This window comes from Paenibacillus jepli (genome assembly GCF_047238105.1).
Taxonomy (GTDB): Bacteria; Bacillota; Bacilli; order Paenibacillales; family Paenibacillaceae; genus Paenibacillus_D.
This window is the reverse complement of the sequence record NZ_JBDFMD010000001.1, coordinates 1,595,631-1,616,271: the sequence shown is the minus strand read 5'-3', so window position 1 is coordinate 1,616,271 and position 20,641 is coordinate 1,595,631. Positions and strand designations below refer to the sequence as shown.

Below are 20,641 nucleotides of genomic sequence, written 5' to 3'. Positions count from 1 at the left end.
CAGCTTCCCCTTGAAGAATGGATAGCGTAATGCGCGAAAATGCTTGCTTCTATACCTGGCTGTACCAAGTGATAAAGCGTTCAAGGATCACCGACATCTCGGCCCGGGTCACCGCACCCGCCGGATCCAGCAGATTGCCCGGCTTGCCATTCAGGATCCCCCTTGCCACCGCCCAATCCATCGCTCCCACAGCCCAGTCTGCGATCTCGCCCTGGTCTGCGAAGCGCGGACTGTCGCCGCCGGCGTCAGGCGCTCCGGCGTACCGGTGCAGCAGCGTGATCAACTGCTCGCGGGAGATCGCCGCGCCCGGCGTGCTGCCGTCGCTGATCCCCGCCGCGATCGCCCAGTCCTGCGCTTTGCTGTACCAGGTGTCGCCGCCTTCGGTATCGGCGCCATCCAGCCGGGCCAGCACGGTGAAGAGCATGGCGCGGCTCATCGACGCGCCGGGAGCGAAGACGCCGGGCTCGGTGCCCCGGAACAGGTCGCGGCTGGCCGCGAAGCCGATCGCCTCGGCGGCCCAATGGCTGCCCGGCACATCGCGGAAGGCGACCGGGTTCTCCATCAGCTGAACGGACAGCTCGCCCCGGGCCAGGAAGCGCAGGCCAGCCACTGTCAGCACGGAGGTGCCGAGGATCGTCCGGCTGCCGTTGGCATTGACGATGTAGGCGACGGTAGACGCCGAGGCGCCCACAACGGGCAGCGTGATCCACGCCTGGGCCCTGCCAGCCGGCAACTGGACGCTGGCTGTCACTTCTCCCCGCGCGCTCTTCAGCATCTCCACCTGTACACCGTCTGTATCCGTGATGACCGCGCGTCTGCTGCCATCCGGCCAGGTCGTCGTCTCGGTCACCGTACCGGTAGCCGGGTCAGTGACGCGGGTGGTCGTGCTGCCGTCCGCGTTCTGGACGGGTTCGTCCGTATCAGTGTGGTCCGGATCGGCAGGCTCGTCAGGATCAGTGTCATCGTCCGGCTTGACGGGATCAGGGTACGGGAACCACCCGCCGCTGCTGCCGGTATTGTAGACGGCGACCGTGACTGTACAGGTCGCCGTGTGGCTGCCGTCCTCGGTCGTCGCCGTGATGACGGCAGTGCCGGCGGTATGGACGCGTACTAGCCCCCCGGCATCGACGGACGCCACGGCCGGGTTGGAGCTGCTCCACGTTACACCCCGGTTCGTCGCATCCGCCGGCGCCACCACAGCGGTGAGCTGGACGGTGGCGCTGCCATGGTTCGTATACAGCGTGGCGCTCGTCTGGTTCAGGCGCACGCCGGTGACGGGTACCGGCTGCCCGGACGGATCATAGGCCAGGACAGTCAACGCCACATGCGGGCTCGATTGATGGGTGCCCGTGGCGCGGTAACGGACCCAGTACGTCCCCGGCTCCAGATCGGTCAGGACGGTCTCGTCTGCGCCGACAGGAGTCCAATTCGCACCCTCGTCGGCTGACCATTCCATTGCGCCATTCACCCCGTCGATGCTGCCGTCCCCGGCCGCTTCGGCGGTCTCGTGGCTGGCCGTGAGCCCTTCGGGTGCTGCTTTTGCGCCGCCGGTGACCATCACCTTGAAGTCGTCGAAGTCGATCGAGGCGTTGGCGTAGCCGTCGATGCCGAAGCGCTGGCCGGTCAGCCGGTCGCCGCCGGTATGGCGGAAGCTGTAGTCGGTGGCGACCAGGACGTCGTCGATATAGACGCTGTAGGTTTTGGCGTCCCAGTCGGCGACCATCCGGATGTCATACCATGTGTTCAGGACAGCATCCTGTACTCTGACTTTATTGGAGGGGCCGTTCTGGACGATGATCTTGCCTGTATCAAAGGCTGTCACCATGGCATAATTGCCTGTGCCGCTGTCATTGCGCACCATGGCGCCGTTGGCGTATTGGAAGCTGCTGTTCAGTCTGGCACGGTAGGCGATGACGATGCGCTCGCCCGGGGCGGCATTCACTTCGCCGGCAAATGGCAGGAACAGGTTGGCCTTGCCCGAGGTCGCCGTAGTGGTCAGACGCAGGAACTTGTTGCCGCCTTCCTCTTGCACCGCAGCAATCGCGCCATTGGTCAGATCCTCGGTCGTGATGCCGTAAGGATACTTGCCGGTCTCATCGCCGGAGAAATCCCGGTAGGCGTGATAGACGACGCCATCCTCGGTGAGGCTCAGCGAGTCCAGCAGCGCAGCTTCCGCATCAGCCAGACGGGCGACCGCAGCTTCGAACTGCGCTTCATCCAGCTCGGCATCTGCGGCCAGCTCATCCGCGACGTCGAGCTCTGTGAGAAGGGCGTCGTAGGCAGCCTGACTATAGTTGCCCAGTCCTTCGCCCAGCGGGTAGGAGAAGTTGACGATCCTGCCGCGCATGATCGACACGAGCTCATCAAGTCCCCAGCTCGGCAGGACTTCTACAGTCGCTTCCGCAGCAATGCCTGCTTCCTTCAGAAGACCGTGTACCTGCACCGTGCCAAGGGAATTGAAATCCAGTCCCTGCAGCATCCAGGTGACCTCGGCCATCCCGGTCACCCCATCCGGACCTGTCACCGGAATCTCGCCGGGCAGCTCAGGCACCCTGCCGGAAGGCGTCTTAGCGTTCACAGGAGGGACCTGGATTCCCGACTCTCCGGGGTCGGCGGCTATCGCAAGATGGAATGACGTTTCCTTGCCTTCGAACGCTGCGGTGATCACGGTCTCGCCCCGCTGGATAGCCTGGACGAGGCCGTCTTCAGTCACAGCTGCTACTTCGGTATTGCTGCTCGCGAAGCTGGCAGCGTCCGTCACATCCTGCACTTCATAGTCACTGAAGTGAGCGGTGAGCTGCAGCGGTTGACTGGTCTGCCCGCTAACCAGGATTGGCTCCAGCCCGCTGATCGCGATGGATTGCACCGATACCGGCGCCTCCGTGACGGTCAACGTTGCCGTCGCCGTATGGCCGCCATAGCTTGCCGTGATGAGGGTGCTGCCCAGGCCGATCGCCCGTATCGTACCGGCAGACGGATCGGTCACCTCGATCACTTGGTTGTTGGCGGCAACCGAGTACGTAACACCGCCAGCAACAGGCTGGACAGGATTCCCGGATCCCGGATCTGCCGCCAGCTCCAGCACCGGGGGCAGCGTGCGGTTATCATTGCGTCCCAGCGTATACCCCGGAGCATCGAAGGCGATGCCCTCGACCGGTCCGATCACATCCAGACTGTCGATCTCGACATAGTGCTCGCCTTTGAAGAAACGGACCGTATTGTCCCCTTGCGCCAGATGGACTCTTGCCGTGGAGACGCCCCAGTGATTCCAACCGGAGTAGACGGCGTTGAGCCTGCCGCCGGAGCCGCCGTTCACCGACAAGATCAAGTGTGCCGTCCCGCCGCTCGGCGAGCCGTTGGCCGTACGGGCGGACAGCGTATAGAACCCCGCGGTCGGCACGTTGACGGTGAATTCCGCGTAATCGCCGACTTGGTCGATCTGGGTGATCTTCATGCCGCCGGAGGCAGTGGCCTCCCGGCGGACGGCGGGACCGTCTCCGCTGCCCGGATCCTTCACCAGCCTGGCGTGTTCCGCCTCATAGCGCTGCCGTGCCGGCTCGCCAGATGGCAAGGCGATCGGGACGTTCGAGGAGACGGGCTCGCCCAGATTCGGCGTGTCGTCTGCGTTCCAGGTGAAGGTCTGGGCGCGGATGCTGCGGGTCCAGCCCGAGCTCTGCCAGCGCGCAGCATGGTAAAGGAGCCAGTCCTCGCTGCCGTCGGGCGATGTGGTAAAGCTGTGATGGCCAGGCCCGTAGACGCCATTGGCGGTAGAGAAGATCGGTTCGCTCTTTTTGTGCCAGGATGCAGGATCCATCAGATCATCGCCGATGCCGGCCGTGATCAGGCCGAGACAGTAGCTGTCGGTCCAGCTGCCGTTGGCGGAGTAGACCAGATTGATCGTGTTGCCCCGGATATTGACCTGGGGGCCTTCATTGATCCTGGCTGGAGAGCTCTCCCAGTCATACTCGGACTCCGAGATGAGCACGCGCTCCGAGCTGGTCGTCCACGGGTTGCTCATCTCGGCAATATACAGATTCTGAAAGCTGCCGTCCGTGTTCTCCCAGCCCGACCAGAGGAAGTACAGCTGATCCTCGACCTCCAGCACCGTGCCGTCGATCGCCCAGCGGTCGGACGGATCGGTGATCTTCCCCTTGAAGGTCCAGGTGCCGGTCAGCGGATTCTCGCTCTCGTTCTCCAGGACATACATGCGGTGGTTGGCATTGGTCCCGTTGTCGGCAGCGAAATAAATGTACCATTTGCCTTGGACATGGTGGATCTCCGGGGCCCAGATGTTGGAGCTGTACATCGTGCCTCTGGGCGGTGTCCAGGCTACGATCCGGTCGCCGCCCTCCAGACCGGTGATCGTCCTGGAGCGCCAGAGCGTGACGTTCCCGCCAGTCGTATGTGTATAATAATAGTAGCCGTCCGTGTGCTTGTAGACCCAAGGGTCGCCGCCGTTCTGGAACAGAATATTATAGAAGTTCGACACCCCAGGCACCCCCGCAGCCGCAGCCGTGCCGCTCCATTGCGGCAGCATCAGCATCACTGCGAGCCCTAACAGCAGGTACCTGAATTTATTCCTCAACATGTGCAGTCCTCCTTGGATTCATTTCCTTGTTTGTCCAACGCTCAGGCGAATATTTTGTCACCCCCTTTACTTGCATGCGCCATTTAAACCGCTTTCATTTTCTGTTTCCTGATGACTTGGTTTTCTGGCTATGGTGCTCATTCTACCTTTCGGAAAATGGTAAAAAAATGTACGATCTTAAATTGTTTTTTGTATCCAGTTTAAAATGAACTGTTTTATCTTGGATCGGGCTAAAGAGAGTACAAAGATCCATTTAAGATAATCCATTTTTATTGCACAAGCGCGAGCGTACACTTAGGTACATGAGAAACCTCGCCGCAGGCTGCCAGCCGGCTGAGAGGAGACTCAACTTTTAATCAACGAAGGAGGATACAAGTGAAAGCGGTTACTGAATCGTCCAGCATCCCTATCAAACGAAAGAGAAAGCTGCTCTACAGCCTCAGACGTGACGTGATGCTCTATGTCCTGCTGCTCCTGCCGCTCACCTATATCGCCGTCTTCCGATATGGTCCGATCTATGGCGTGCTGATGGCTTTTCAGGATTATAATATTTTCCAGGGCATCAGCGGCAGCGAATGGGTAGGGCTAGACGTGTTTAAGTTTATCTTCGAGCAGAAGAGCTTCTATCGGGCCTTGAAGAACACGCTGGTGCTCAATACCCTTGACTTGGTCGTCGGCTTCCCGGCACCGATCATCCTGGCGATTCTGTTGAACGAGCTGTGGCATACCCGCTTCAAGAAGATTGCCCAATCGGTCCTGTACCTGCCGCATTTTCTCTCGTGGGTGATCATCGGCGGCATGGTGTATCTGATCTTCTCCACGAGCGGGATCGCCAATAGTCTGGTGACGAGCCTGGGCTTGACCGAGATCGAATTTCTCTCCCGCAAGAACAACTGGATCGTCCTGTACGTCCTTGTCGGCGTCTGGCAAAATGTCGGTTGGGGCACGATCATCTATCTCGCTGCGCTGGTTGGCATCAACAAGGAGCTGTATGAGGCGGCGGCGATCGACGGCTGTACCCGGATCCGCAAGATCTGGCATATTACGCTGCCCGGCATCAAGCCGACCATTATTATCCTGTTGATCCTGCAGATCGGACGGATGGTGTCGATCGGGTTCGACCGGCCGTATGTACTGGGCAACTCGCTGGTCAGCGAATACTCCGATGTCATCAGTACCTATGTATACCGAATCGGTATCGGAGCTGGAGATTTCTCGCAGGCGACGGCTGTCGGGCTGTTCCAGTCGGTGGTGGGGCTGATCTTCCTGCTGACGGCCAATTACATTACCAAAAAAGTCGGCGAGCAGGGCATATGGTAGGAGGCGAACCATGTTAACCAATCGAAAAACCGGGCTGGCGGATCTCGCCATTATCGTATTCATTACCATCGTAGCGCTGACCTGCCTGGTTCCGTTTCTTTATATGATCGCGCTTTCTTTAAGCTCCAACAATGCGATTATTTCTCAGAAGGTCGGGCTGTGGCCTGTCGAATTCACGCTGGATACGTACAAAGCCATTCTTAAGGATGCGGAAATGGTATACGCTCTCGGGTACACAGTTGTTCTGACTGCGTTTTTTACGCTCACTTGCATGGTCGTGACGATCTGTGCGGCTTATCCGATGACCAAAAAGCGGCTTAGGGGACGCCATTTTTTCCTCGCCATCATGGTCGTGACGATGTACTTCAGCGGCGGGCTGATCCCGGACTATATCCTGGTCAAGAACCTCCAGCTCATGAATACGATGGGCAGTCTGATCCTGCCGGGGGCGATGAGCGTGTTCTATATGATCATCCTCAAAACGTTCTTCTCCTCGCTGCCAGACAGCCTGGAGGAGTCTGCGGCCATCGACGGCTGCAGCGAGCTGGGCATTCTGGTGCGGATCGTGCTGCCGCTGTCGATGCCGGCGATTGCGACCTTAAGCTTGTTCTATGCGGTCGACCGGTGGAACGGGTTCCAGGACGCGCTCTTCTATATTACCGACAAAAATCTGTATCCGATGCAGCTGAAGCTGTACCAGATTATTACTGAGAGCCAGCAGCTGGACAATCAACAGCAAGGGGAGGGCGGCTTCGGCACCCATATCGTCCCCGAATCGCTCAAGGCGGCCAGCGTTATTTTTGCCACGGTGCCGATCCTGCTGGTCTATCCGAAGCTGCAGAAATATTTCGTCGACGGGCTGATGCTCGGGGCCATCAAAGGCTAAAGGCAAGCATTGAAAACCTAAAGGAGAGGGTATCCATGAAAAGAAAACCTTGGTTGTCTTATGTACTGACATTGACTCTGATGACGAGCTTATTGGCCGCATGCAGCGGCAATACAGCGAATAGCCCGCAGCCATCCAACCACACGCCGCAGACCTCGAATGCACCGGAGGAGAAGCCCGCAGACCCGCCGGCAACGCTGACTGTAGGCATCTTCGACCGGGGGATCCAAGGGCAGCCGGATCTGAACAACAACACCTGGACGAGGTACATAAACGAGAACTTCGGCAAGGCGAACAATGCCGTCGTCAAGTTTGTGCCGATCCCTCGCTCGCAGGAGGTCGATAAGCTGAATGTGCTGATGGCGGCCGACGAGGCGCCTGATGTGTCGTTCACTTATGACGGCGCTACCGTATCAAGGTATGCCAAGATCAACGGGATCATGGAGCTGGACGAACTGCTGGAGGAGCACGGGCAGCAGCTGAAGGCCTATCTGGGCGAGACCGTGCTGGACTATGGCGTATATAACGGCAAGCAGATGGCCATTCCGGCGAAGCGGACGTCTTTGGCGTGGAACGGCCTGTTCATCCGCAAGGATTGGCTCGATAAGCTCGGTCTGCCAGTACCGACGGACCAGGATGAGCTGTATGAGACACTGGTGGCATTCCGGGATCAGAACCCGGGCGGGGTAGATGGTGTGATCCCGTGGGGCGTCGCGGCGACAGGGATGAACTACACGTTCGGCAACCTGGCGGAGTCCTTCTGGGAGGAGCAGACGGAGGAGGAGTTCGTGACGATCCCGGGCTGGCTGCGGCCAGGCAACAAGGAATATCTCCGCTTCCTTAACAAGCTCTACAATGAGAAGCTGATCAGCCCCGATTTCGCGCTCGACAAAACCGCGCAGCAGGCAGATGCTGACGTCACCAACGGCAAGGTCGGCTTCTTCGGCGCCAACTGGGATTATCCGCTGCGTCAGAATATCAGCGAGCCGCTGAAAGCCAATGTCCCGGAAGCCGAGTTCCTGCCGGTCGACACCTTCAAGAACTATGAAGGCAAATACAAAAAAGTAGCCTATAACGAAAACGGGATCAACGTCATCATCCCCAAGAGCAGCAAAAACGCCGAGCTGGCGATGAAATACCTGAACTGGATGGCTGATCCCGAGGTGCTGTTCTTCCTGCAGTACGGCGAGGCAGGCGTGAACCATGAGATGGCGGACGGCATCCCGCAAGTCATCAATCAGACCGGAGACAACATGCAGACCAGCTATCTAAACCTGGACTATACGCTGGTGGTCAACGGCGTTGAGCTGGGCGATCAGGAGAAAAATATCAAGGCGCTCGCTGCGTCGGCGCCGGGACTGGAATCGGTTGCGGAGCTGTCCTACAAGATTAACACGACCGATACCTACACGCATTACTACTACGAAACGCCTAATGAGGCCAATATCAAATTCGGCAAAACGCTAAGCGATCTGACCAAACAAATGACGGATCGTCTCATCGTCTCCAAGCCGGCGGAATTCGACGCCCTGTACGACCAGCTGGTAGCCGAATACATGGAAGCTGGCGGGCAGGCCGTCATGGAAGAAAACATCAAGCTGTATCAGGCCCAGGAGCAATCCAAAAGCTAACAAATCAGCAGTGCGCGGATAGCGCCAATTACGCTGCCGTCAGTATCCGGGAGCAGTCTGAACCCCGCAGCCTACCGAGCTGCGGGGTCGCAGGCTTTTTGCATGAGAGGCGAGCAATCCTATGGTACTGCAGACGAATTAGGCGTAAACTATACTCAGGGTTTTCCAAATATGATATGTTTCCGGGGCCCACGCACAGTATCAGGCTATGCTTCGAAGAAAAGGCTCTACTTTGTGGGGTTCTATAGAGGAGGTCCTTATGTATCGTGTTCTGATTGTGGACGATGAACCGTGGGCGATCAAAGGCATACGCAACGCCTTCAACTGGAGCAAATACGGTTTCGAAATTGCCGGGGAGTTCACGAGCCCCCGCAAAGCCTTCGAAGCCATCTGCGCGCAACCTCCCGATCTCGTGTTTACGGATATCCAAATGGGCGAGATGTCGGGACTCGAGCTGATGCGGCTTATCCGGGAGCAAGATCTGGATGTTGGCTTTGTGGTTGTAAGCGGATACTCGGAGTTTGCTTACGCCCAGGAAGCGTTAAGGTTCGGGGCTCTGGACTATTGTCTGAAGCCGATCGACATCGAGACTACAGACGGACTGATCGAGAAGCTGTTGCAGCAGCTAAGCCAACAACAGAGCAAGAGAAATCAACTGATGCTGGAAGCCCTTACCTCGGCGGACAACACAGAGGTTCAGCGATTTACGCCCTTCTTTGAAGAATCGGAGAAGGTCTGGTATCGCGTCGTTATGCTGGATGGGGAAAGTACTGTAGAGAGCCGCTCCGTATTCGCAGGGTTCGACAGCAGCAAGAGGATGGTCGTCGCCTCCGGCAAAAGGAAAACGCTGCATATTCTGAAAAGCGGGGACCGGGCCGAGCTCGGGCAGTTGGACAATGCGGCTTTTGACGGGGAGGCGTTAAGAGCGGCGGGGATCAGCAGCATTACCGATGACCGGGAAATGGTAGCGAAGCTGATCAAGGAAGCGGATCTGGCGGTTTCGCAGCTTTTTATCCAGGAAGGTCAGGGCCTCTTCACGTACGAGCCGAGACTGGAGATGGTCAAGCCGTTTATCGAAGAGATCCCTTCTCTGATCGAGGAGAAGACGCCGGAGGATATCAAAGCGTTTATTCATCGGATCCAGTCGTACTTCAGGCAGCAAGACCTGGGCATGGGAGAAGCGGTCTTCTTGTGGAATCAGACCGTCGGCGTGCTGATGGGCACGTATGCCGAGGCGTTGAAGGACATGGAGCTTGAGTTTCTGAATTACGTCGAGTTACAAGAGCGTTTCGAGCACTTCGAATCGCTTTGCGGGTTTATTCATGATGTATTGGTCTATCTCAAGCAGATAAGCCGGCCGTTGGATAACGATGGGACGATTCATTCCTGTTTCCTCCAGATGGTGCAATATATCGATCGCAACTACGAGCAGCGGTTGTATCTCAAGGAACTGGCCGCGCAGTTTCATATCAACCAGGTGTATTGCTGTCAGCTGTTCAAGAAGCTGCTCGGCAAGACGTTCTCGGAATACGTAACCGACCTGAGGATCAGAAAAGCTTGCGAGCTGCTGGAGCAAAGCCCGTGGTCGATTGAAGAGGTCGCCGCCAAGGTAGGGTATGTTGATTACTATTACTTCAACAAGGTATTCAAAAAACAGTGCCGGATTACGCCAGCCAAGTATCGAAAACGGAGCCTGGAGGGAGCCGCGTGCGTCTCAGCCGATTGAAACTGAAGCATCAGATCCTGTTTATCTTTTTGATTGCGATCCTGTTATTTACGGTCATGGAGCTTTATTTCTACTACAGCTTTTATCATCTGACGCAGAAGCGCGCCGCCAATTACGGTCACACGATCATCGAACAAACGCGTCAGAAGATCGACTCGGTATTCGAGGATATTATCGTCAGTACGAACATTGTGGTGAGCAACAAGAAGATCCAGGAGTTTACGATCGTCGAGGACAACTACAAGCGGAATATTGAGATCGGAGCATATGTGATCGATCTGATGGATTATATGCGTTCCTTCAACTCCTATGTAAGCGGCATGATCATCAGCGACAGCAAGGGCAGGCGCGTCTTCAGCTCGGCGCCCGCCACCAGCGAGGTTTTTTTTTGAAGCCATACGATGATTTCATGCGTACCTACAGTCAGCAGGAAGACGCGGACGGCGGCATCTTTACGACGCTGCTCCAGCATGACAAGACGGAAGCCGAGTACTTCTTCTATGTCGCACCGATTATCGAATCGATCGGCGGCGTTCATTTTTTGCAGAAAACAGGCTATTGCTCGGTCATGGTCAATACCAGCAAGCTCCAGGAGCTGGTTGAGAATACGGAGCTGACACCTCATTCAACGTTGTCTATCCTGAACAGTCATAATGAGATCATCGCTTCCAACCGGATGGCGGGGCAGGCCGAGTTAGCCGAGGGTCAACTGCTGGCGGAGCGAGGCAGCGAGGATTATATCATCCAGCGGACAGATCTGGAGCTGGCGGACGGCTGGAGCATCGTCAGTCGGATCCCGGTACGCGAGCTGACAACGGATATGAATGCGATACGAAGAGTGAGCATCATTGCCGGCATCGGCATGACGCTCAGCATGATCCTGCTTGGCTATTACTTCCTGAACAGTCTGACCCGGCCGGTCATGGGGCTGATAGCGGATATGCGGAAGATCGGCGGCAGAGAGCGGGGCTTCCGGGTCAAGGTTCGTTCAACCAATGAGGTTGGCGCGCTGGCGTACGATATCAACCGCATGATCGAAAATATGGAGCTGATGACGCGGGACATCTTCCATGCGCAGGCCCAGCTCTATGAGATGAAGCTGAGCAAAAAACAGGCGGAATTCTCTGCTTTGCAGAGCCAGATCAATCCTCACTTCCTCTACAATACATTGAACTGCATCAGCAGCATCGGACTCGAGTACGGCAGCAGGGAGATCGCCCAGATCACCTCTTGCATGTCGAGAATCTTCCGTTACAGCATCAAGCAGGACGAACTGGTAGCGATCCGCGAAGAGATCCAGTGTGTCGAGGATTATATGCATATCATCTCGATCCGTTACGAGAACCGCTACGAGATGGAGGTGCAGGTCGATGACGCGGTAGCGGAGCTGAAGACGCCGAAGATGATCCTGCAGCCCCTCGTCGAGAATGCGGTCTATCATGGGCTCGGGAGCAAGGAATCGGGTGAAGGTCTACAGGTTATCGGAAGCCTGAATGAGCAAGGCGATGTATGCTTCCGGATTACCGATAGCGGAAGAGGCATCGCCAGCGATGCGCTGGAGAGGCTGCGGGCGAAGCTGGAAGCTGCCCCGGAGGCGATCGATCATCCTTCCGGCAGCAGCATCGGACTCAGCAATATCCACTCCCGGATCCGGCTGCTCTTCGGCGACGCGTACGGGGTAAGCGTAGAGAGCCGGCCAGGACGCGGCACGACTGTCATCGTTACCATTCCGAGCATCTAGCGAGGCTGCTGCTTGATTATTCATTTCCCCATTAGATATGATGCTAATGGGTCTTTTTTTATAGAACGGGTTGAAGAGGGGGAAGAAGATTGTACAAGATCGTATTGGTCGAAGACGACTCTGAGCTGAGAAGTCTGATCTCGCGGATGTTGGAGAAGTATGAGTATCGCGTGTCCGTCATCGAACGCTTCGATGATGTCGTGGGGCAGATCATGGAGGCGGAGGCGAACGTCGTGCTGCTCGATATTCATTTGCCGGGCGTGGACGGCTTCCATATCTGCAGAGCGATCCGCAAGCAAAGCCATGTTCCGATCCTGATGATCTCGGCGAGAAATACGGAATCCGATCAGATCCTCGCCATGGAGCTGGGAGCAGATGATTATATGGTCAAGCCGTTCAGCGTCGAATTGCTGCATTCCAAGATCAGAGCGTGCATCCGGCGGACCTATGGCGAATATGAAACCAATCGGAGCGGCGTTCACCTCGGGGATTTTGTCCTGGATGGCGATACCTTTCTTGTTTCCTATCAAGCCCGGCGGGTCGAGCTGACCAAAAATGAATTTAAAATCGTCAAGCGACTGGTGCAGGATCGCAACGTATTCGTCTCCCGCGAAAGCTTGCTGAATGAGTTGTGGGACGATGTCGCTTTTGTCGATCCCAATACGCTTAACGTCCATATTTCCCGAATAAAAAACAAACTGAACGAGATCGGGATCGAAAATGTCATTCATACCAAAAGAGGCTACGGCTACAAATTCGTGACCTACTGGTTAGGAGATGCAGAATGAAACGGGCGGTTTTCAGTTCCTTTTTGAAAGATCATTTTCTGTACACGTTATCCTTTTATGCCAGTGCCGCGCTGGTCATTCTGTTCGTCTGGCTGCAGACGGGAAGGCAGCTCGAAATCGCTTATCCCGTCATACTGGTCACCTTCGTCTATTTGATTTTCATGAGTATACGAGCCTTTCGCTATGCGGCTTTCCATCGTTATCTCGAGCGTTCCGAAGACCATTCCCATCCTACAGCCGTTATACAGGGCTGGAGTGAGGAACAGAGACACGCTATCCATACCCTGCACACGGCCGAGCATCGTTATGTTTCGCTGCTCGATCAATTCGAGATGAGAAACGCCCAAAAAATCGACATTCTTTCGCGGATGATCCATCAGATCAAGACGCCGACTTCCGTAATAGATTTGATGCTGCAGAACAGCAGAGATGAAGCCCTTGCCCCTGCAATGCTGGATAAGATGAACAAGGAAAATCAATTGGTCAACGAACGTTTAAATCAGGTTTTGGCCTATTTGCGGCTGGATGCGTTCCAGCAGGATTATCGGATCGAGAGCACCGATCTGATCACGGCGCTGCGCGAATTGATCAATCGCCAGAAAGAACAGTTTATCCTGCATGACGTTTACCCCAAGTGGGACATTGCGGAGGAGCAGGCCGACGTGCTGACAGACCGCAAATGGAATAGCCTGCTGCTGGAACAGATCGTTTCGAACGCGATCAAGTATACTTCCGTCCAGCAAGCTGCGAGAGAAGTTGCTTTTCGCATCGAGAGAGACGAGGGGCGAGTCATCCTGGTCATATCGGATACCGGCATCGGCATACCCGAGCACGATCTGAGAAGGGTCTGGGAGCCGTTCTTCACAGGCGACAACGGCCGCCGGGTAAGAAGCTCCACCGGCATCGGACTGCATATCGCGAGAAGCATCGCGGAGCAATTGAACCATATGGTCACGATTTCCTCCAAGCAAGGACAAGGCACGACCGTAAAGATTGCTTATCTAACGAAATCGTAAGCTAAGCGTTAGCTGACGTAATTGTATCGCGGCTCCCTCGTCCCTATAATGGCATTAAAGCTGAGAAGGAGGGGGCGCTATGTGCGCGGTAGTCGGAAAAGGCATCAAAAAAGTGTTTGGAAGCGGCAAAGAAGTTATCCAGACGATAGCTCTATCCGGTATCAATATAGAATTGGAGCAGGGAGAGTTTACTGCCATAATGGGTCCTTCCGGAAGCGGGAAGTCATCCCTGCTAAACATCCTGAGCGGGTTCGATAAACCGACATCCGGAGAGGTGCGAATCTGCAATGTTGCATTTAGCGGCATGGATGGCGATGAATTGGCATTATTCAGGAGACAGCATATCGGCTACATCTTTCAGGAATTCAACTTGCTGGACAGCCTGACGATCAAGGAAAACATCATGCTGCCGATGATTCTCAATCGGGACAAGCTTGCGGTTATGAACGACAAAGCGGACAAGCTCATGGAACGTCTCGGTATCGAGCATCTGTGGAACAAATATCCTTATCAGGTGTCAGGCGGGCAGCAGCAAAGAACAGCGGTTGCCCGGGCGCTGATCAACGATACGTCGGTCATCTTCGCCGACGAGCCAACCGGCAATCTGGATTCCAAATCGACCAGGTCGGTGTTGGAGAGCTTGAAAGCCGTTAACGCCTACTATGGAACTACGGTCTTGCTCGTCACCCATGATCCGTTCGCGGCGAGCTATAGCGACAGGGTGCTGTTTCTCAAAGACGGCAAACTGCGTACGCAATTGGACAAGAAAGCTTCGCAAGAGGCATTCGCAAAAGAAATCCTCGATCATCTGGCCGTGTTGGAGGACGATGAATATGACGTTTAACCGGTTCATCTTCAAAACCGTGCTGGCCAATTACAGAAAATATGCCGCTTATTTTCTGTGCATCTCCTTTTCAATGATGATCCTTTTTTTGTTCTCCTCGATCTGGTTTGCACCGGGATTTTCAGATCAGACTTCGGCAGGGACGAGGCAAATCGTGTTGATCGGCGGCGTGCTTTGTGGCGGTTTTTCTGTCTTTCTGATTACATATGCCTACCATCATTTCTTGAAAAACCGAAATCGCGAAATGGGTATTCTATTGTCTTACGGGCTGCTCTACCGGGATTTGAAGAAGATGATTATCCTCGAGAACAGCGTGATCTTCGCCGGTGCTCTTCTGGCGTCTTTGGCCAGCGGCAGCGTATTGGCCCGACTCATCTTCATGGTAACGACAGCGATCCTGGAGCTGGAGGAGATCCGGTTTTCCTTGACGATTCCCAGTTTCCTGTTGACAGCGGCTTGTTTTGCGCTCATCTACCTCACGATCGTAATCTTGACGCTCGTCAAGCTGAAGGAAACGACGATCACCGCGATGATGCAATCCAACCGCTTGCAAGAGCTCAGGCGCACCGGGAGCAAGCTTGCTTCCTTCGCAGGACTGGCGATCATGTTCGCAGCTTTGTTGTTTTTGTATTTGTACACGAGCGATCCGTTGAATACGGATTCGATGCAGAAGGCAATTCTCTTCGGCCTGCTTGCATGCATCGCCGGCATCTGTTTGTGGATGAACAATTTCATTGGCCTGATGGTTGCATTATGGAAAAGGAGAGCGACTTTCTACCATCGCAACCTTCTGATTCTTTCGGAGTTTGCCTCCAGGTTTGCCCAAAATCGGTCCGTCATCCTGATGGTGTGTCTGCTCAGCATCGGCATTGTTTTTTTTGCTACGCTATCCTATACGCTGTATAACCAAAGCTACGAAGTGGCCGATAAAGAACAATGGAACGATGTGGCATTCAAGGATTACGATTCGGTCCAGCTGTTGGCAGGCCTGGACCTGGAAGCCCTCCAAGCGGAGACGGGGACGGATATAAAGAGGATCCAGACATTGGAGGTTGTCTATGTGGAAGCGCCGGAGCTCCGACATGCCCCATGGCGCACCAACAAGCAGGTGATCGCGGCTTCCAGCGACACGGCCAATCTTATCTTGCCGGAGCCGGTTGCCGTCACCCCGGGCGCGGCACTCGTGTTGGACTTTAATGGGGCGAAGGGAGAAGCCTTGACGTATTTTCTGGATGAAGCGAAGCTTGCAGTCGGTCATCAGACGTTTTCATTTCGACATGAGGGGACGGACCGGGTCCAATTATTCGACCGCTATATGTTCCCGCAGCCCTTGCTTATTGTACTGCACGAAGGGGACTATCGGAACGTTGCAGATGCAGCGGCGACGGAGGAGCGGGGGACTATCATCGTCGTTGATTTCGCCGACTGGATGCAGAGCGGGGCGTTCGTGGAGCAACTGAAGGTCCGGATGAACGAGGAGCTCGCGGCCACTGACGAGAGTCGCGCGGCTGCCGTCGCGTCGATCGCCGAGCGGTATCCGGAACCGTTTACCATTTTCTCGAAATATGACCGTTTTGCCCATACGAAGCGTGTCGGCGGCTTTGCTCTGTTTATCCTCTCCTTTATTAGCTTACTCTTTTTTGTGACCGTATGCGTTGTCCTCTACTTCAAAGTGTTTGCCGATCTGGAGGAGGACCGGCGCAAGATCAAGCTGCTGCATACGATCGGCGTTACGTCGGGTGAAGTCAAACACTACCTGGAGCAAAAGCTGAAGATGGTCATCGCCTTGCCTGTCGCAACCGGCAGCTTGATCGGATTGATCTTATGCGTGACGATCCATTTCGGCCAGACGATGGAGCTCGAGATCGACCGCGCAACCATTCTGGTCAATGGCTTGAAGATTACCGCTTTGTTTGCGGTCGCCATCGCTATCTACTACGCTGGCTTGAAATCAGCCTATCGAAGATCGGTATAAGCCTTGTCGTCGGACAGGATACATTTTCCAGACATTAGGCATAGGATGGGGTAGCTTGAAATATGGAGGGAATGAAAATATGATGCATGCTGTTCCACAGGCAACCATGGCCCCGGCCTATCCCTATTACTCGTGGCAACCCTATCAGCCTTATCCTGCACACATTCATCCTCACTACATGATGGCCTATCCACCGGTGTATCCGCCATACTATAGCAATGAGCGGTTCAGTTCTTTGCAGGCGGCGGGGATTGGGGATCAGGGCAAAGAGCCCTATGTCGTTAACATCGAACAAGTAACGAAACAGAATCACACGTACCGTACGGCTATATGGACGGGGGAGCATTTCCAGGTCACCGTGATGAGCATCCCTGTCGGAAGTGACATCGGATTGGAAGTCCACCCGGATACGGATCAATTTATCCGAATTGAAGAGGGGCAGGGCCTGGTTCAGATGGGGGATTCCAAAGACAAGCTGGATTTCGAGGCTGCAGCCTACGATGACTTTGCTGTCATGGTCCCTGCCGGGAAGTGGCACAATCTGACCAACACCGGCAACAAGCCCCTGAAGGTATACGTCATTTATGCGCCGCCGGAGCATCCATTTGGCACTGTTCATGCTACAAAGGCTGACGCTATGGCATCCCACGAATAGCAATCAAGAGGGGGCGCAGGTTCCCATCTGTCTCCGGTATTCCTTCGGCGAACGCCCCTCGAGTTTGTTGAACATATGGGTGAAATAATTGGAATCATTGAAGCCGACGGCTTCGGCGATCTCGAATATTTTCATGTCTGTGCTGCCGAGCAGGAGCTTCGCTTTTTGCATGCGCAGAGACTGGATATAGCCGGTGACGCTCTCACCGGTTTCTTTTTTGAACAGGTTGCTGAAATAACTGGGGTTGAGGTGGACATGGGCCGCCACTTCGGACAGTCCGCATGCTTCCATATACTTGTCCTGGATGAAACGGACCGCTTGTTTGACGGGCGTGTCGTTTTTGCTGTCCAGCCAAGCCTGGTGCGCGTCCAGAAACCCCTCGATATGTGCCTGCAGCCAAGCTGTGATCGCTTGCGGCGAATCGCATGTGTACAGGTCGCTCCACGCGATGGGGCTGGAGGACATCGGCCACTCGGAGAACTGGACCTGGACTTGCCGGATCAGCGCGGTCGCCAGCAGCAAGGCTTCGATCTTCCCTTTTTGCAGAGGCAGCGAGCTGATCGTGTCGGCCTGCTGTTGCAGTAAGGCTCCCAACTGACTGTTATCGCCTGACATGAGGAGGGCAAGAATCTGGCTCTCCTTTTCATGGAGGGCCGCTTGGTCAATCAGGGAATCGCCTAACGCATAAGCCTCCACTCCTGCTCCCCGATCCGGATCGACACCATAACGTTCGTAGCTCTGCTGCAGATCTTCAGGCATACGGCATGGCACGGCGCTGCTGTATACAAGGCTCAGCTTCAGATATTGACGCACCGAACGGGAGAGGGTGTCCAGCCAGGAAGCGGGGAGGGTCGCTGCAGAAGCGGCCCTGTCGACGAGCAGCGCCCATTGCGAGACGGTGAGCGGGATCAGGCGATACCCGTCTCCAAACCAGTGCTGCAGATGTTCCCGCATGATGTTGACAACAGCGTACTGCAATAGCGGGATATCCTGTGCCGTATACAGCTTCTCCCCTGAGGCATATGCGGGAACCGAGAGGAAACAGACTTCTCCTGCCTCCATACGGCCGAGCAGCATCTCCAGCTCGCCGGGATTACAGGAGATCCCCAGCATGGCGGAGCGCAATTGGCTGTCTTCATGCTGCTGTCGCCATTCTTCGATGAGCCGCTGAGACTGGTGTTCTTCCTGGAGGCGGATATAGGTCCGGTCGAGCAGGCTCAGGATGTCTGCCTCCACGCACGGTTTGGTGATAAAATCCAACACGCCGAACTTGAGCGCGGACTGCGCGTAGGCAAAGTCCTTGAAGCCGGTAATGATGACGATCTTCGTCTTCCAGCCGCGGCTGCGAATCTCTCTTGTCAGCTGCAGCCCGTCCATGCCGGGCATCCGGATATCCGTGATGAGCAAGTCCGGGATACAAGCCTCCATCTGGAGCAGGGCTGCCTGCCCGTTGGCCGCTTCTCCGGCTACGATCCACTCGGAGGACCGTTTGCCGGCCAGCTTCAGCAGCCCTTTGCGAAAGTTGGGTTGATCTTCAGCGATAAACAGCTTGCCTTTCATAACTTATCCTCCTGCCCTTCTTGCAGTGCCGTTATTGGGGGAAGCTTGATGCGGACGGTCGTTCCCTGACCCACAGCCGTAATGATGTCCACGCCATAGGGAGCGCCGTAGACGAGCTCGATCCGGCGCAGCACGCTCTGGATGCCGATGCCCGTGCGATCTCCGCTCGGCTGGTAATCGTCATGATGGAGCAGCCCGTGCAGCGTAGGCTCATCCATGCCGCAGCCGTTATCGGTGACCTCCAGCTGGAGGATATCGTTGCGCAGCAGGGCTTCGATCCGCAAGACGCGACCCTTCTCCATGTCCCGGAAGGCGTGAACGAACACATTTTCGACGACTGGCAGCAGCAGACAACGCATCATGGGCGCAGCCAGCAGCGCATCGTCTGCCCGGATATCCGTCTCGATCTCACCGGTGAACAGCTCGGTCTGGATCGTGATGTAGTTGCGGACCTGCTGCAGCTCTTCCCCCAAGGTCGTCTGTGACTGGAGGGGCTCAAGGGAGTACTTGAGCATCTCCGAGATGGCGTGGATGAGATGGGCGGCCTCCAGTTGGTCCTCGCTGTACAGCTTCCAGTACAGTTCATTGAACAAATTGTGCAGATAATGGGGGTTCAGCTGCGCCTGGATCGCCTTCAATTCCAATTCCCGCTGGCTGATCTGGGCCAGGTAGACTTTGTTGATGAGCCCGCCTACCTGCTCGGCCATCTGATTGAAGCTCTCGCCGATGTAACCCAGTTCATCGCCGGACCGTACCCGGATCCTGGCCGAGAAGTCGCCGCCGCGCAGCCTTCGCAGTCCCTGCATCAGATCGGCCAGAGGGGACAGGAGGGTCCGGGACGAGATCGTGATCAGCAGGGCGCTAAGGGCAACGATGCCGATGCCGGCCAAGGCAAAGATCCGGATGATGTCTTTGTTCTTGCGCTGGATCTCCTGCAAGGAGACGCCCCCGAGCAACGTGAAGCCGGCAGGCTCCAGCCGATGTTGGACAACTAAGTAGGTGATACCTGCCATCTTGGCATAGTGAGGTTCCCGGGAACTGGTCAATTCCAGGAGCTGATCCGTCTCCTCAGGCGACGTGTTGGCATAGAGCAGGCCGCCTTCGGGCTCCAGCAGCAGCACCTTGCCGTTGCGCTTCAGATCCGACAAGACCTTGCCGACGAAGCTCTCCTCCAGCACCATCATCATCGTCCCGTAAGGCACCAGCTTGTCGTTAAGCATCCTTCGGGCCGCGATCAGCACGGTTCTGCGGCCGCCCGGATCGATGCTGCTCGGCAGACTTGCCCTGGCCCATACCAGGTTGCCGCGGTGCGTGTGCAGCCTCGCCATCACCGAGGCTACATCGTCCGGATACGGCGTCTGTGAAGCGCCGTTTCTGGAGACGATCGTCAGCTCATCCCGTTCATTGAACAGGAAGACGGAACGGATCGACGGCGCATCGACCTGCAGGTTGGTCAACTGTTCCTCAACATACTTGCGGTTCTTGTATTGGGTGAAGAGCTCCCCTTCGGAGGTTACGCTGTCCTTGACGAAGCTCTCGATCGAAGGATTCAGGATGATGGATTGGGACACCCGGTTGACTTCCTGGATCGTCAGCTCCAGACGGGCCAGCGCCTGTTCGTTGGCGATCGAGAACTGCGTGCTGATCTCGTCCTCCATCAGCTCGATATTAACCTGATAGACCAGCCAGCCTGCGAGGGCAAAAGCAAGCGAGACCATGCAGGAGAGCAGGACCGTCAGTTTGATTTTGAAGCTGCCTTTGATTGTCTCGACGGCCGCTCTTGGCCAACCGCTAGGATGCAGACCAATCCCCTCCCGGCAAGATCTTGATGTAATCCGATTGTACCCTTTTTGGATCTGCTTTGAAATAAACATGGCCCGGCGGGTGCCGGACCAAATAATTTCTGTGTTC

The 20,641-nt window shown here is 55.8% G+C and carries 14 protein-coding genes; 11 read left to right on the top strand and 3 right to left on the bottom strand.

Annotated features, from left to right (window positions below; all coding sequences use genetic code 11):
* Positions 1 to 49: 49 nt before the first annotated feature.
* The gene (locus ABC336_RS07235) at positions 50 to 4,588 is read right to left on the bottom strand and encodes a family 43 glycosylhydrolase (protein ID WP_413238041.1); all 4,539 of its coding nucleotides are present in this window, start codon (positions 4,586 to 4,588) and stop codon (positions 50 to 52) included.
* 375 nt (positions 4,589 to 4,963) lie between these two features.
* Here ABC336_RS07235 and ABC336_RS07230 point away from each other — a divergent pair, with 375 nt between their 5' ends.
* From ABC336_RS07230 to ABC336_RS07180, 11 genes are all read left to right on the top strand, one after another.
* Positions 4,964 to 5,908: an ABC transporter permease gene (locus ABC336_RS07230; protein WP_413238040.1), complete on the top strand. Its 945-nt coding sequence runs from the start codon at positions 4,964 to 4,966 to the stop codon at positions 5,906 to 5,908.
* A 10-nt stretch (positions 5,909 to 5,918) separates the two neighbouring features.
* Positions 5,919 to 6,794 (top strand): carbohydrate ABC transporter permease, encoded by an 876-nt coding sequence (locus ABC336_RS07225; RefSeq protein ID WP_413238039.1) that lies wholly within the window; start codon positions 5,919 to 5,921, stop codon positions 6,792 to 6,794.
* 35 nt (positions 6,795 to 6,829) lie between these two features.
* Positions 6,830 to 8,425, top strand: coding sequence for an extracellular solute-binding protein (locus tag ABC336_RS07220; protein ID WP_413238038.1), 1,596 nt, complete (start codon positions 6,830 to 6,832; stop codon positions 8,423 to 8,425).
* Positions 8,426 to 8,684: 259 nt separating this feature from the next.
* Complete coding sequence (locus ABC336_RS07215) at positions 8,685 to 10,151, top strand: response regulator transcription factor (protein WP_413238037.1); 1,467 nt, start codon at positions 8,685 to 8,687, stop codon at positions 10,149 to 10,151.
* On the top strand, positions 10,133 to 10,543 hold the full coding sequence (locus tag ABC336_RS07210; RefSeq protein ID WP_413238036.1) for a hypothetical protein: 411 nt from the start codon (positions 10,133 to 10,135) through the stop codon (positions 10,541 to 10,543). Before ABC336_RS07215 ends, ABC336_RS07210 begins: the two co-directional genes overlap by 19 nt.
* A complete protein-coding gene (locus ABC336_RS07205; RefSeq protein WP_413238035.1) occupies positions 10,540 to 11,892 on the top strand; it encodes a sensor histidine kinase in 1,353 nt (450 codons plus the stop codon). The genes ABC336_RS07210 and ABC336_RS07205 overlap by 4 nt, the downstream gene beginning before the upstream one ends.
* Positions 11,893 to 11,981: 89 nt before the next feature.
* The gene (locus tag ABC336_RS07200) at positions 11,982 to 12,680 is read left to right on the top strand and encodes a response regulator transcription factor (RefSeq protein ID WP_413238034.1); all 699 of its coding nucleotides are present in this window, start codon (positions 11,982 to 11,984) and stop codon (positions 12,678 to 12,680) included.
* Entirely contained in the window at positions 12,677 to 13,696 is a 1,020-nt protein-coding gene (locus tag ABC336_RS07195; protein ID WP_413238033.1) for a sensor histidine kinase, read from the top strand. Before ABC336_RS07200 ends, ABC336_RS07195 begins: the two co-directional genes overlap by 4 nt.
* 79 nt (positions 13,697 to 13,775) lie before the next feature.
* Entirely contained in the window at positions 13,776 to 14,540 is a 765-nt protein-coding gene (locus ABC336_RS07190) for an ABC transporter ATP-binding protein (protein ID WP_413238032.1), read from the top strand.
* On the top strand, positions 14,530 to 16,515 hold the full coding sequence (locus ABC336_RS07185) for an FtsX-like permease family protein (protein ID WP_413238031.1): 1,986 nt from the start codon (positions 14,530 to 14,532) through the stop codon (positions 16,513 to 16,515). Before ABC336_RS07190 ends, ABC336_RS07185 begins: the two co-directional genes overlap by 11 nt.
* Positions 16,516 to 16,597: 82 nt before the next feature.
* Positions 16,598 to 17,170 (top strand): cupin domain-containing protein, encoded by a 573-nt coding sequence (locus tag ABC336_RS07180; RefSeq protein ID WP_413242458.1) that lies wholly within the window; start codon positions 16,598 to 16,600, stop codon positions 17,168 to 17,170.
* 3 nt (positions 17,171 to 17,173) lie between these two features.
* Here ABC336_RS07180 and ABC336_RS07175 read toward each other — a convergent pair whose 3' ends face one another.
* Both ABC336_RS07175 and ABC336_RS07170 read right to left on the bottom strand, forming a co-directional pair.
* Positions 17,174 to 18,730: a response regulator transcription factor gene (locus ABC336_RS07175; RefSeq protein WP_413238030.1), complete on the bottom strand. Its 1,557-nt coding sequence runs from the start codon at positions 18,728 to 18,730 to the stop codon at positions 17,174 to 17,176.
* Complete coding sequence (locus tag ABC336_RS07170) at positions 18,727 to 20,604, bottom strand: sensor histidine kinase (RefSeq protein WP_413238029.1); 1,878 nt, start codon at positions 20,602 to 20,604, stop codon at positions 18,727 to 18,729. Before ABC336_RS07170 ends, ABC336_RS07175 begins: the two co-directional genes overlap by 4 nt.
* Positions 20,605 to 20,641 lie beyond the last annotated feature (37 nt).